At 56.2% G+C, this 13088-nt stretch carries 13 protein-coding genes; 2 read left to right on the forward strand and 11 right to left on the reverse strand.

Translation table 11 applies throughout. The features are described from left to right. Positions 1–72 precede the first annotated feature (72 nt). Together DK510_RS07060 and DK510_RS07065 are read left to right on the forward strand one after the other, a co-directional pair. Positions 73–1302 carry a serine hydrolase gene (locus tag DK510_RS07060; RefSeq protein ID WP_109311499.1) on the forward strand — a complete coding sequence of 410 codons (1230 nt, stop codon included), beginning with the start codon at positions 73–75 and terminating at the stop codon, positions 1300–1302. A gap of 49 nt (positions 1303–1351) precedes the next feature. Further along, entirely contained in the window at positions 1352–2221 is an 870-nt protein-coding gene (locus DK510_RS07065) for an acyl-CoA thioesterase II (protein ID WP_109311500.1), read from the forward strand. On the opposite strand, the gene DK510_RS07070 is transcribed toward DK510_RS07065, so the two are convergent. From DK510_RS07070 to gmk, 11 genes are all read right to left on the reverse strand, one after another. Then, positions 2218–2985: an SDR family oxidoreductase gene (locus tag DK510_RS07070; RefSeq protein ID WP_109311661.1), complete on the reverse strand. Its 768-nt coding sequence runs from the start codon at positions 2983–2985 to the stop codon at positions 2218–2220. The two genes, DK510_RS07065 and DK510_RS07070, sit on opposite strands and share 4 nt — an antisense overlap. A 120-nt stretch (positions 2986–3105) precedes the next feature. Continuing rightward, entirely contained in the window at positions 3106–4335 is a 1230-nt protein-coding gene (locus tag DK510_RS07075; protein ID WP_109311501.1) for an acyl-CoA dehydrogenase, read from the reverse strand. Between the two features lie 126 nt (positions 4336–4461). Next, positions 4462–5151, reverse strand: a complete 690-nt coding sequence (gene phoB / locus DK510_RS07080) for a phosphate regulon transcriptional regulator PhoB (RefSeq protein WP_109311502.1) — start codon at positions 5149–5151, stop codon at positions 4462–4464. A gap of 12 nt (positions 5152–5163) precedes the next feature. Further along, a complete protein-coding gene (phoU, locus tag DK510_RS07085) occupies positions 5164–5865 on the reverse strand; it encodes a phosphate signaling complex protein PhoU (RefSeq protein WP_058271623.1) in 702 nt (233 codons plus the stop codon). Positions 5866–5881: 16 nt separating this feature from the next. After that, positions 5882–6679 carry a phosphate ABC transporter ATP-binding protein PstB gene (gene pstB, locus DK510_RS07090; RefSeq protein WP_108859073.1) on the reverse strand — a complete coding sequence of 266 codons (798 nt, stop codon included), beginning with the start codon at positions 6677–6679 and terminating at the stop codon, positions 5882–5884. A gap of 12 nt (positions 6680–6691) precedes the next feature. After that, on the reverse strand, positions 6692–8053 hold the full coding sequence (gene pstA / locus DK510_RS07095) for a phosphate ABC transporter permease PstA (RefSeq protein WP_109311503.1): 1362 nt from the start codon (positions 8051–8053) through the stop codon (positions 6692–6694). After that, the gene (gene pstC, locus DK510_RS07100; RefSeq protein WP_109311504.1) at positions 8050–9522 is read right to left on the reverse strand and encodes a phosphate ABC transporter permease subunit PstC; all 1473 of its coding nucleotides are present in this window, start codon (positions 9520–9522) and stop codon (positions 8050–8052) included. Before pstC ends, pstA begins: the two co-directional genes overlap by 4 nt. Positions 9523–9604: 82 nt before the next feature. Next, positions 9605–10645, reverse strand: a complete 1041-nt coding sequence (locus DK510_RS07105) for a substrate-binding domain-containing protein (RefSeq protein WP_108858624.1) — start codon at positions 10643–10645, stop codon at positions 9605–9607. 196 nt (positions 10646–10841) lie between these two features. Then, positions 10842–11888: an ATP-binding protein gene (locus tag DK510_RS07110; protein ID WP_109311505.1), complete on the reverse strand. Its 1047-nt coding sequence runs from the start codon at positions 11886–11888 to the stop codon at positions 10842–10844. A gap of 31 nt (positions 11889–11919) precedes the next feature. Further along, the gene (locus tag DK510_RS07115) at positions 11920–12444 is read right to left on the reverse strand and encodes a gamma carbonic anhydrase family protein (RefSeq protein ID WP_109311506.1); all 525 of its coding nucleotides are present in this window, start codon (positions 12442–12444) and stop codon (positions 11920–11922) included. Next, positions 12441–13082 (reverse strand): guanylate kinase, encoded by a 642-nt coding sequence (gene gmk / locus DK510_RS07120; RefSeq protein ID WP_109311507.1) that lies wholly within the window; start codon positions 13080–13082, stop codon positions 12441–12443. The genes DK510_RS07115 and gmk overlap by 4 nt, the downstream gene beginning before the upstream one ends. Between the last annotated feature and the right edge of the window lie 6 nt (positions 13083–13088).

Raw genomic sequence — 13088 nt, forward strand, 5'->3', positions numbered from 1 at the left:
AGGAATTCCTCTGTCAATTCAGTGCGTCACCGGTCAAGATCAACGAAACCGCCGAGGAGGTTCGAGAATCCCATGCGCAGCAAAACCACCCTTGATCCTGCCCGCCTGAACCGCATACGGGACTGGATGCAGCGCTATGTCGATGAGCGCAAATACGCGGGCAGTTCATTACTATTGACCCACCACGGGTCCGAGGCGTTTTTTCACGCCTGTGGCCTCAGAAATGTCGAGAAGGACCTGCCGTTTCAGCGCGATACGCTTGTGCGGATCTATTCTATGACGAAACCCATCACCTCGGTCGCGGTCATGATGCTTGCCGAGCGTGGGTTGTTTCACCTCGACGCGCAACTTTCTGAATTTCTGCCTGAATTTGCTTCCGTTCAGGCTCTTGTTCCCGAGGCGGAGAGGCTGGATCAAACCGAAGATGCACCATCCCCGACACTGCATCAGCTACTGACCCACACAAGCGGATTCAGTTATCCGTTCAATCCCGGTGTTCTCCCGGCAGCGATGGATGCACAGAAGCTGATTTTTAGCCCCAATCTAGGGCCTTTGAAGGACAGGATCGGCGCACTGGCACAACTGCCATTGGCGTTCCAGCCCGGAACCCGTTGGGAATATTCAGTTTCCACTGATGTTTTGGGCCGCGTGGTCGAGGTTGTGTCCGGCAAAACCTTGGATCAGTTCTTCGCGCAAGAGATCTTTGAGCCGCTAGAGATGGCCGAGACCGGATTTTCTGTACCCAAAGGGGCAGGGGATCGGTTCGCGTCTCTCTATACGCCGCTGGCCGGGGACGCGATGGCGCTGAATTCAGCCGAGACCGGCGACGACACGCTGCGATTGACGGACGAGGCAGGCGCATCCCCATTTGAAAAGGCGACGACCTTTTCGGGCGGTGGCGGTCTGGTCAGCACGATCGACGATTACGTCAAATTCACCGAGATGATGCGAAACCGGGGGCAGGGCAACGGCCACCGCTTGCTGGGTCCAAAGACAGTCGACTTCATGCTGCAAAACCACTTGCCGGGCGATATCGCCTCGATGGGCCCGCAAAGCTTTGCCGAGCAACCGATGGAAGGCATGGGATTTGGTCTGGCCGGGTCTGTCATCATAAACCCTGGCAGAACCCGAACACCTGGGTCATTAGGTGATTTTAGTTGGGGCGGTATGGCTTCGACATTCTTCTGGATTGACCGCAGCAACGATCTGTCGGCCGTATTCTTCACCCAATTGTCGCCGTCCAGTTCTTACCCGTCCCGATCCGAGCTAAAGGCGCTGGTAATGGGCGCGTTGGTTGATTGACCCGGATGGCGCTGATACGCCTTTTTCATAGCCAACCGGAGAGTCGCCAATGACCGAAGCAGAACGTGTCCTTCTTGACCTTTTGAACCTCGAGAGGCTCGAAGTTGACCTGTTCCGAGGCACCGGGTCAGGCGGCGAGACTCCGACGCGAATCTTTGGCGGGCAGGTGGTGTCGCAGGCTCTGGCGGCGGCGTACCGTACTGTGGATGATCGGCTGTGCCATTCGCTGCATGCGTATTTTATTCGCCCGGGCGATCCATCTATTCCTGTTATTTATCAAGTTGATAGAGCCCGGGATGGAGGTTCATTTACCACACGACGCGTGGTCGCGATCCAGCATGGCAAACAGATCTTGAACGTATCGGCCTCGTTCCACATTCAGGATGAAGGCTGGGATCATCACCATGAGATGCCCCAGATGGAGGATCCGGAAAGTTATCCGTCGCGCACTGAACTGCGCAAGAAATACGTGGATTTGGTACCCAAACACATGCGTGGTGAGCTGACACGCGAACGGCCGATCGAGGTCCGTGAGGCCAGCCATCTTGATCCGTTCCACCCTGAAATATCGGACGATCGAAATAAGGTCTGGTTCCGCATGCCCGGTGCAGTGGGGGCGGATTCTGCCACTCAGCAATTGCTGCTCACTTACGCGTCTGACATGTATCTGATGGGATCAGGTATGCGACCGCATGGCCTCAGCTGGTTTACGGGTCAGGTCAATGGGGCCAGCCTGGATCACGCCATGTGGTTCCACGCGCCGATCCATTTTGAAAACTGGCATCTGTATTCGATGGATTCGCCATGGAGTGGGCGAGGGCGCAACTTCAACCGAGGGTCGATTTATGCACAAGACGGCACTTTGGTTGCTTCGGTCACGCAGGAAGGCCTGATGCGCAAAGCCCAGAAGAAACTTTAATCATCGCCCGTAAACTGTTGATTTAACTTGTTCATGCCCCTAAGCCAGCTGTCGTAATCACTGGATTTGTGCCGAATGTAGTCCAACACTTTCGAATGCGGTAGCACCAGAAACTGTTCCGAATCAATGGCTTCGACACAGGCCTGGGCCACGTCTTCAGGCTCTAGCATACCGTCGATTGACGCTACCGAATCCTCAAAGCCGCGTGTCATTTCGGACCGAACCGCTTGCGGACATAGAACGGAAACGCGCAGGCCTTTATGGCTGTATGTCAGCGACAGCCATTCGGCAAAGCCTACGGCGGCGTGTTTGGAAACGCCGTATGGTGCAGCGCCAGGCTGGTTCAAAAGTCCTGCAGCCGAGGCCGTTGTCATGATGTAGCCACCGCCGCGCGCGATCATATGCGGAACGAGATGACGCGCGGTCCAGACATGCGACATGACGTTGATCTTCCAGATCCGCTTCCAGTCTTCATCCGGAACGTCCAGACCACCAAGAGTCAGGATGCCGGCATTTGCACAAAACAGATCAATCGGGCCAATCTCATCTTCGACGTGATCAATCAACGCTTTGATACTGGCTTCGTCTGAAACATCGCATGTAACCGCGTGTCCGTTGATTTCTGTGGCCAAGGATCGCGCAGCTTCGGTGTCTATGTCTGCGCATACGACCGTTGCACCTTCGCGCGCGAACCGGATTGCCAGACCTTTACCGATACCGTTAGCTGCACCGGTGATCACCACAGTCTTGCCTTTCAAGTTCATCAGGGGCTCCGAATTGGACGTTTTGAAAGGCATCGTAAGGCATTGGCAATTTTGGGAAAACCGGAAATTGCCAATGCTGCGGTTTTACCATAATACCGATTATGCGATATTTAGATTATCTTAGTAGAAGGCCTGAAGTCCGGTCTGTGCCCGCCCCAAAATCAACGCATGAACGTCGTGCGTGCCCTCATAGGTGTTCACAGTTTCCAGATTGACCATGTGGCGGATAACCTGGAATTCCAGTGAGATGCCATTGCCGCCGTGCATGTCGCGGGCATTCCGCGCGATCTCCAACGCCTTGCCGCAGTTATTACGCTTAACAATCGAAATCATCTCGGGCGCGGCTTCGGCCTGATCCATCAAACGGCCAACGCGAAGGCTGGCTTGCAGGCCCAAAGCGATCTCGGTTTGCATATCAGCCAGTTTGCGTTGGAACAGTTGCGTCTGCGCCAGCGGCTTGTTGAACTGCTTGCGGTCCAGACCATACTGACGCGCACCGTGCCAGCAGCTTTCAGCAGCGCCCATGACGCCCCAGCTGATCCCGTACCGGGCGCGGTTCAGACAGCCAAACGGACCTTTCAAGCCCTGAACATGCGGCAGCAACGCACCCTCGCCCACTTCGACGCCGTCCAGAACGATCTCACCCGTGATTGATGCCCGCAGGCTCATTTTGTTCTGAATTTTGGGCGCACTCAGACCTTTGAGACCCTTGTCCAAAACAAAGCCACGGATCTTGCCGTCATGCGCATCGGACTTGGCCCACACCACAAAGACGTCTGCGATAGGTGAATTCGAGATCCACATCTTGCTGCCGGTCAGCCGATAACCACCGTCGATCTTTTCCGCGCGGGTTTTCATGCCGGCCGGGTCAGAACCCGCATCAGGTTCTGTCAAACCAAAGCAACCGATCCATTCGCCGCTGGCCAGTTTCGGAAGGTACTTCCGGCGCTGTTCTTCGCTGCCATAGGCATAGATCGGGTACATCACCAATGAGCTTTGTACCGACATCATTGAGCGATAGCCAGAATCCACACGCTCAACCTCGCGCGCGACCAGTCCGTAGGACACATAACCGCCACCAAGACCGCCGTATTCTTCGGGGATCGTGGTGCCCAAAAGGCCCATTTCACCCATTTCGCGGAAGATTTCCGGGTCCGTTTCCTCGTTCTGGAAGGCTTCCAGAACCCGTGGTTGCAGCTTTTCCTGACAATATGCCTGTGCACTCGCGGCGATCATGCGCTCATCTTCTGTTAGCTGATCCGCCAGACGAAATGGATCGTCCCACGAGAACGCCCCCATGTCAGGTGCATCTTTGGCGCGCAATGTCGGTTTGGTGTTCGGGGCGTTCATTTTGGTTCTCCGCTTAGTCGGCTTTGCCGCAAAATACCCTGCCGAAACCGCAAATAACAGCTACAGTTTCGCAATGAACCATGAGTAAACCGCATAGAACAGGGCAGTGCGCCCTGCCCCGTGTTTTTACCCCAGCGCATACCCTGCGCCGCGGACCGTACGCACGGGATCTTCACCACCATGCTGCGTCAACGCTTTGCGCAAGCGGCCGATGTGAACGTCAACTGTTCTGGTGTCGACGTAGATATCGCGCCCCCAGACACGGTCGAGCAGCTGTTCGCGGCTCCAGACACGGCCCGGTTTTTCCATGAACGTGCTCAGAAGACGAAACTCGGTCGGGCCCAGTTTCAGCGGCTTGCTGTTGCGGCTGACCTTATGTGTCTCGGAATCCAGAATGATATCCGCAAATTCAAGCTTGATACCGACCGTCGCCGGGCGAACACGGCGCAACTGTGTGCGCACGCGCGCCATAAGCTCGACAACCGAATACGGTTTGACCACATAGTCATCGGCCCCTGTTTCCAGCCCGCGCACCTTGTCGACCTCTTCCGACCGGGCTGAAAGCATAATGATGGGGATCGATCGTGTATCCGGGCGCGTTTTAAGGCGGCGGCACACTTCGATCCCGCTGAGATTGGGCATCATCCAGTCCAGAACGATGATATCGGGGCTGTCTTCATCAACCAATAGCAACGCCTCGTCACCATTGGCCGCCTTGGATACACGAAACCCTTCTGCTTCGAGGTTGTAAGCCAGCACTTCACGCTGGGCCAGTTCATCCTCAACAACCAGTACCGTAGGCTGATCAGCGGACATAATCATTGCCTCCTAGGCGGTTTGCGAGGTGGTATCAGCTTTGGGACGTGCTTCCGACGGCCGTTCCCCAGTCACCAGATAAACCACCTGTTCAGCGATGGCTGTAACGTGATCGCCCATCCGTTCAATGTTCTTTGCGATGAAATGCAGGTGCATGCACGACGAGATGTTGCGGGGATCTTCAGCCATGAAGGTCAGAAACTCGCGGAATAGGCCGTTATACATCTGGTCTACTTCTTCATCCCGCTGGATCACGTCAGCGGCCAATTCGGCGTCACGTTGAATATAGGCGTCCAACGCGTCGCGCAACATCCGCTCAACCTCGCGTGCCATACGGCGCAGGGCTGCGGCACTGCCGTTGATCTCGCCGGCGTCGACAAGAACCGTGGTGCGTTTAGCAATGTTCTTGGAATAATCGCCGATACGTTCCAGGTTTGCCGAGACTTTCAGAACCGACAGAACCAGACGCAGGTCGCTCGCTGTGGGTGCCCGCAGCGCGATCACCCGCGCGGTTTCTTCGTTGATCAGATCCTCAAGCGCATCAATGGCTTTGTCGCCCTGACGCACCTCTTGGGCCAATTCGACATCCCGGGTTTCAAGCGAGCGCGCGGCGTTCATGATCGCGGCCTCGACCAGACCGCCCATCTTCATGATATGGGCCTGAACCGCTTCAAGGTCGCGGTCGAATGCGGATGCAATATGTTGTTCGGTCATGTTCAAATACCTGTCCTCAGCCGATACGGCCGGTGATGTAGCTTTCCGTGCGGGGGTCTTCGGGGTTGGTAAATATCTGGCCGGTTTCGCCGAATTCAACCAGATTACCCAAATGGAAGAACGCCGTTTTCTGGCTGACCCGCGCGGCCTGTTGCATCGAGTGGGTCACGATTACCACCGAATAGCGCGAGCGCAGTTCGTCAATCAGTTCCTCGACTTGCGCAGTGGCAATCGGGTCCAACGCCGAGCATGGCTCATCCATCAGCAAAACCTCTGGTTCCGTCGCCACGGCACGGGCAATGCACAGGCGCTGCTGCTGACCACCGGACAGGCCTGTACCGGGGGCGTCCAAGCGGTCCTTGACCTCATCCCATATCGCAGCACGACGCAGAGATTTCTCAACAATATCATCGAGTTCTGATTTGTTCTTGGCAAGACCATGGATGCGCGGACCATAGGCCACGTTGTCATAGATCGATTTGGGGAACGGGTTGGGTTTTTGAAACACCATTCCGACCTTGGCACGCAGTTGCACCGGGTCGACACGCTTGTCGTAAATGTCTTCGCCGTCCAGCAGGATATCGCCTTCGACCCGGCAGATGTCGATGGTGTCGTTCATCCGGTTGAGGCAGCGCAGAAAAGTGGACTTGCCGCAGCCCGATGGGCCGATAAAGGCCGTCACGGTCTTGTCCTCGATCTGGACATCCACGTCTTTTATGGCGTGCGTGTCGCCGTAAAAAACTTGAACATTGTTGGCGGCAATCTTGATGGCTTTGGAGTCCACGGTTCTCTCCACTCGTGTCATATCATTCATAATAGCCCCCATTTACCAGCGGCGTTCAAAGCGGCGGCGCAGAAGTACCGCAATGGTGTTCATTGTAACGAGGAAGATCAACAGGATGATGATGCCCCCCCATGCGCGTTCATAAAAGGCCGGGTCGGCGCGTTTGGACCATTCATAGATCTGCGCCGGCATGGCCGAGTTGGGCGACAGGAAACCCGCAACAATTCCGTCGGGCGGGTTTGAGGCGATAAAGCCCACCATACCGATCAGCAGCAGCGGTGCGGTTTCCCCCAACGCCTGTGCCAGGCCAATGATGGTGCCGGTCAGAATACCGGGCGCGGCCAACGGCAGAACGTGATGGAACACGGCCTGCATTTTCGAGGCCCCTACCCCAAGCGCCGCATCACGGATCGATGGCGGTACAGCTTTCAGCGACGCGCGGGTCGAGATGATGATCGTCGGCAGCGTCATCAGTGTCAGCACCAGACCACCCACCAGCGGGGCTGACGTCGGGAGGTGCATGTAGTTGATGAACACAGCCAGACCCAGAATACCGAACACGATCGACGGCACCGCGGCCAGGTTCGAGATGTTGACCTCGATGATATCGGTCAACCGGTTTTGCGGTGCGAACTCTTCAAGATAAATCGAAGCCGCTACACCGATGGGCAAGGCCAGGGCCAGAACCACCAACATCATGAACAATGAACCCAGCATGGAGACACCGATCCCAGCCGCTTCGGGCCGTTGATCAGAGGCATCCGCACCGAAAATGAAATCCAGGTTGAAGGCTTTGTACAGCACACCCGCATCGCGCAGTTGATCCACGAAATCCAACTGTTCGACCGAAATGCTTTTGTCGTTGGCAATCGACTCGCGGGTTACGCGGCCTTTCATGTAGCCATCGACACGGCTGTTGACCAAAAAGCGGAAGCTGACGGTCTTGCCGATCTCATCGGGATTGGCGATGACATAGTTTCGCAACTCAGCCTGCGCCGCCTTGGATAGGATCTTGCCCATCTCCTTGGGTTTCAAGTCTGTCTGGATGCCCAGCTTTTCGACTTCGCTTTCCAGCGCAGACGCGATCAGAGGGGCATAGCCAAAGGTCGAAACCTTCTTGATATCCTCGATGTTTCGGTTGCCCTTCTTGTCCAGCTTGTCGGCCTTAAGCTCGACATTCAATTCAAGAAAGCTTTGCTGAAAGGCACCAGTTCCGGCTGTGACAATATTGGTCACCAGCACAATTAGCATCAGCAAGCCGATCCCGATGGCGGCGATGCCGTACATTTTGAACCGGCTTTCAGCCGCATTGCGCCGCTTGGTGCGTGCATCCTTTTCGAACAGCGACCCTCCTTTGGGCTTCGCGCTCGGAGCAGCGTCAGGCGTTTGGGAAATATCGGTCATTCGTACTGCTCCCGGTATTTGCGTACGATGTAGAGGGCGAAGATGTTCAGCCCCAGCGTGATGATGAACAGGGTCAGACCCAGCGCAAAGGCCACTAGCGTTTCGGGGCTGGCAAAATCGGTATCGCCGGTCAGCTGGCTGACAATCCGTGTGGTGATGGTTGTCATCGCCTCGAACGGGTTGCCCGAGAATTTGGCGATCGCACCGGCGGCCATAACAACGATCATCGTTTCACCAATGGCGCGGCTGGCAGCCAGAAGGATCGCGCCGACAATACCAGGCAGCGCGGCCGGTAAGATCACGTTGCGCACGGTTTCCGAATGCGTCGCACCCAGACCCAGCGAGCCGTCGCGCATGGTTTGTGGCACCGCGTTGATAATGTCGTCCGACAGTGACGAGACAAACGGGATCAGCATGATCCCCATTACCAACCCGGCAGTCAGAACCGCATTTGAGCTGGCCATCCAACCCACACCCAGCATGCCACCGTCGCCGAACATCGACACCAACGCCGGACCCACAGTCAGCAGAGCAAACAGACCGTAAACGATGGTTGGAATACCGGCGAGGATTTCCAGCAGTGGTTTGGCAATGGACCGCGTCACACCCGAGGCATACTCGGACAAATAGATCGCGGCGAACAGTCCAATCGGGACCGCCACAAGCAGCGCGATCACAGAGATGTACAGCGTGCCCCACAACAGCGGTAGGATCGACAGCTCACTGCCTCCGCGGAAGTTCGGTGCCCACGTGCTGCCGAAGAAGAAGTCCTTCCATGAATGCAGCTGGAAGAAGTTCATCGTCTCAAACAGCATCGACAGAACAATGCCGATGGTTGTCAGGATCGCGATTGACGCGGCCAGCAATAGAAGGGCCAGAACCCCCTGCTCTACCACGTTGCGGGCGCGGAATTCCTTGTGAGTGCGCACATAGGCAAACGCCGCGCCAAGCAGAGCCATCGCCAGCACTACGACTTGCATCGCAACTGTCCCTGTGGACGTCATGCTGCGGAACTTTTGTGCTGCGACCAAAATCGGCTGTGTGATGTCCTGAGTCAGAACCTGGCCTGCGTCTTTCAGCGTTTTGGTCAGCGCTTCGATATCCGCATTGCCGTTCCGGGCTTGAGTTTCGGTCATCGCACCGCTGGCGACAGCGCCGTCCAGGCCGTAGGCGACACGGCGCACTTCGCTCATGATCAGGCCGCGATCCGAGCCTTCGGGCACTGCATGATCGGGAATAAGTTCGGATACCGTGCTGTTCACGATCATCGGTTGGGCAAGGAGCCAGACGATCAGCACCCCAACTGCAGGAACCAGAGCCGTCAGCGCAACGTTGTAACCGTAGTAAGACGGTAAAGAATGCAAATCGCGGACGTTACCACCCGCACTTGCCAGAGCGCGGGACCGACCCGCAAAAAATCCGATCACTGCCAGCGCAAGCAGGATAAGCAACAGCCAGGATAACGCCATGAGAACTCCGTGGGGATGGCAGAGATGGAGTCAAAAAGAACCGGGGCGAGAAAAACCGCCCCGGTTCCGTTCGTATGTGTGATTAGGAACCGCCGCCCAGAACGGTTTCGTTGGCAACAGCTTCCTGTACCTTGACCAGCTCAGGGTCGGATACCAGGCCGTATTCTGCCAGCGGGCCGTCGGGACCTGCGATCTCGTCAGCGACGAAGAACTCAGCGTATTCTTTCAGGCCGGGGATCACGCCGATATGGGCTTTCTTCACGTAGAAGAACAGCGGGCGCGAAACCGGGTATTCGCCGGTTGCGATCGACTCGGTCGAAGGAACAACGTCGGACATGGTTGCGACTTGCAGCTTGTCCGTGTTGTTCTCGTAGAACGCCAGACCAAAGACGCCGATGCCGTCTTTGTTGCTGTCGATGCGGGCCAGAGTTTCGGTGTAGTCACCGTCGATGTCGACCGAAACGCCGTCGGTGCGGATGGCGATGCACTGCTTTTCAGCTGCTTTCTTGTCGTCGCCGGCGGCTGCCTTGAACACTTCGAAATCGCCCAGGTGCTCACAACCCGCCAGGATCACCTTGTCTTCAAACACTTCACGTGTGCCGTGCTTGGTGCCCGGAATGAAGGTTGCGATCGGTTGCGCCGGGAAATCCGGGTTCACGTCGGCCCAGGTTTTATTCGGGTTGTCGACAACTTCACCGTCTACAACGATTTTCGCGGCCAGCGCTTTGTACCAGTCTTCCGGCGTGAACTCGAACGAGTTGCCGTTGATGTCGGATGCAAAAACGATGCCGTCATAACCGATCTGAACTTCGATGATGTCGGTCACGCCGTTTTCGGCACAGGCTTTGATTTCTTTTTCACGGATCGCGCGCGAGGCGTTCGCAACGTCGATGGTGTTTTCGCCAACACCTTCACAGAAACGCTTCAGGCCCGCTGAGGAACCACCCGATTCAACAACTGGCGTCGGGAAGTCAAAGTTTTCACCGAAGGCTTCAGCCACGATCGAGGCATAAGGCAGAACGGTCGACGACCCTGCAACCTGAACCTGATCACGAGCGGCGGCCGTGGTGGCCGATACAGCAGCGATGGTGAGAGCCGAAGCCGACAGTTTAACAAAGGACATTACAGTCTCCTTGAGAAAGGTAAATTCTGATCACCCCCATGATGATCTTGGGGCGAACCCCTAAGAGGCGTCGGTAAGCCTTTTGTGACAAGTTCGTAACGGTTTTATGACACGTAACGATTTTCTTACGTTTTCTTAACTTGACCCAACGGAACACCGTTCGCGTTCGAAATGGACCTGCGCTGGAAGTCCGAGATCAGCGTGGCAAAATCACTGTAAATACAGAACCTTTGCCCAGGGTGCTTTCGACACGCAACCGGCCCCTATGGCGGTTGACGATGTGCTTTACAATCGCCAGGCCCAACCCTGTACCGCCCAATTCGCGGGACCTGTGACTATCGGCGCGATAGAATCGCTCGGTCAGGCGCGGCAGATGTACGGCATCAATGCCTGGGCCTTTGTCTGCGATCTGTACCCGAACCGCAGGACCGCGCATGGCGGTGTCGCGGTCGGATGCCTGAATGCGCACATCAACACTACCGCCGCTGCCACCATATTTGATGGCGTTCTCAACGAGGTTCGTAAACACTTGGCGCAGTTGGTCTCTGTCTCCGGCCACCAAGATTGGTCCCGAAGACGTATCAAGTGTCAGGTCCACATTTGCAGCCTCGGCAAGGGGACGCAGTGTCGTAAGCGTTGATTGCAACAAGCCCGTCAGATCTAGCTGCTCTTTGGGGCGAACCCGCTCTTCGCTCTCGACCCGGTTCAGGGATAGCAGATCGCCGACCAGCCGGTTCATTCGATTGGCTTCGTCGGTCATGATCTGCAGAAACCGCTCACGGGCAGCTGCATCGTCTCGCGCTGGACCACGCAATGTTTCAATAAAGCCCATCAGAGCGGTCAGAGGCGTGCGCAATTCGTGGCTGACATTTGCCACGAAGTCGCGTCTCATTTGTCCGGCCTGCTTCAGATAGGTGACGTCCTGGAAAACGACCATCACGGCACCGCCCTCCACCGCGCCCACACCGTTCATGTAACGGCATTGCACTTCGAAAGTGGTGTCTTGGGCACCATCATTGGACAAATGGCGCGTTTTGGACGAACCCTTGTTGCGCAGGCTCTGCTCTATCGCGTCGATAACTTGTGGTTGCCGAAGGATCGTCGCGAAATGACGGCCTTCGATGTTCTGACCCAGCATTGTTCTGGCTTCGGTGTTGGCCGCTATGATGCGCTCGGTCTGATCAACCATAAGCGTGGGTATCGGAATGGCCGACACAATTTCAGCAAGCAGGTCGTTTGGCATTTCCGTCACTCTTGATGCGTTTGGAATCAACCTAGGACACAGGTTTCAAAGTTTTGCGAAACGCGCGCATATTCTGTTGATAATGCAGCGCACTGAAGGTGATTTTTTGCGCCGCAGCCTCATCCAGTTCCCGCACAACTTTGCCCGGCGACCCCATGACCAGAGAGTTATCGGGTATCTCTTTACCTTCCGTAATCAGGGCGCCGGCACCGATCAGGCAGTTTTTCCCGATCTTCGCCCCATTCAGGACAATCGCGCCCATTCCGATCAACGTATTTTCCCCGATCGTGCAGCCATGCAGCATGACCTTGTGTCCGATGGTGCAGTTCTTACCAATGGTCAGCGGATACCCGGCATCGATATGCATTACGCAGTTTTCCTGGACGTTGCTGCCCTCGCCCACGCGGATCTCTTCGTGGTCGGCGCGGATCGTGCAGCCGAACCAGACCGAGGCACCCTGTTCCAGAACGACTTTCCCAATCAGGTTGGCGTCCGGCGCAACCCAGGTGTCTTCGTGGATTTGCGGCGCGTGGTCACCCAAAGCGTAAATGGTCATGCCAAGCCCTCAAATTCGTTTTGCAACGTGCGGACATGGTTCTGCAGGCTCGGCTGCTGGATGCGGCGCATGCGTTCGGCGCTGACGATGGTTTTCAGCTTCTCTTCGGTGGCATCCAGATCGTCATTGATCAGAACATAGTCATAATAGCCCCAGTGGCTAATCTCATCCCAGCTTTTCAGCATACGTTTTGCGATCACGTCTTCACTGTCCTGACCACGGCTTTCCAGCCTTCGGCGCAATTCGGGGATAGACGGCGGCAGGATAAAGATCGACAAAGCGTGCTTGCCCAGATCCGAATTGCGGATTTGCACCTCACCTTGCCAGTCCACGTCAAACAAAACGTCTTTGCCGCTGTTAATGGACTCGCGCACCGGACCCGCAGGTGAGCCATAGAAATTCCCGAACACGTGCGCATGTTCCAGCATTTGCCCCTCAGACACCTGCTGCCGGAACGCATCCTCACTCAGGAAGTAATACTCGCGCCCTTCTTGTTCCCCCGAACGTGGCGCGCGGGTGGTGGCCGAGACCGAAAACTCCAGCTCTGAATCCCACTGCATTAGCCGTTTCGCCAGGGTCGATTTACCGGCCCCCGAAGGCGAGGACAGAATGATTAATAGGCCGCGTCGATCCGCCATTTGGGT

Source organism: Ruegeria sp. AU67 (assembly GCF_900312795.1).
GTDB lineage: Bacteria > Pseudomonadota > Alphaproteobacteria > Rhodobacterales > Rhodobacteraceae > Ruegeria > Ruegeria atlantica.

Excerpts from the sequence above, each read along its gene's own strand:
- pstC (WP_109311504.1), bottom strand. The coding sequence starts at position 9,522 with ATGGCGTTATCCTGGCTGTTGCTTATCCTGCTTGCGCTGGCAGTGATC.
- DK510_RS07070 (WP_109311661.1), bottom strand. The coding sequence starts at position 2,985 with ATGAACTTGAAAGGCAAGACTGTGGTGATCACCGGTGCAGCTAACGGT.
- pstA (WP_109311503.1), bottom strand. The coding sequence starts at position 8,053 with ATGACCGATATTTCCCAAACGCCTGACGCTGCTCCGAGCGCGAAGCCC.
- DK510_RS07115 (WP_109311506.1), bottom strand. The coding sequence starts at position 12,444 with ATGACCATTTACGCTTTGGGTGACCACGCGCCGCAAATCCACGAAGAC.
- DK510_RS07110 (WP_109311505.1), bottom strand. The coding sequence starts at position 11,888 with ATGCCAAACGACCTGCTTGCTGAAATTGTGTCGGCCATTCCGATACCC.
- gmk (WP_109311507.1), bottom strand. The coding sequence starts at position 13,082 with ATGGCGGATCGACGCGGCCTATTAATCATTCTGTCCTCGCCTTCGGGG.
- phoU (WP_058271623.1), bottom strand. The coding sequence starts at position 5,865 with ATGACCGAACAACATATTGCATCCGCATTCGACCGCGACCTTGAAGCG.
- DK510_RS07065 (WP_109311500.1), top strand. The coding sequence starts at position 1,352 with ATGACCGAAGCAGAACGTGTCCTTCTTGACCTTTTGAACCTCGAGAGG.
- DK510_RS07060 (WP_109311499.1), top strand. The coding sequence starts at position 73 with ATGCGCAGCAAAACCACCCTTGATCCTGCCCGCCTGAACCGCATACGG.
- phoB (WP_109311502.1), bottom strand. The coding sequence starts at position 5,151 with ATGTCCGCTGATCAGCCTACGGTACTGGTTGTTGAGGATGAACTGGCC.
- pstB (WP_108859073.1), bottom strand. The coding sequence starts at position 6,679 with ATGAATGATATGACACGAGTGGAGAGAACCGTGGACTCCAAAGCCATC.
- DK510_RS07105 (WP_108858624.1), bottom strand. The coding sequence starts at position 10,645 with ATGTCCTTTGTTAAACTGTCGGCTTCGGCTCTCACCATCGCTGCTGTA.
- DK510_RS07075 (WP_109311501.1), bottom strand. The coding sequence starts at position 4,335 with ATGAACGCCCCGAACACCAAACCGACATTGCGCGCCAAAGATGCACCT.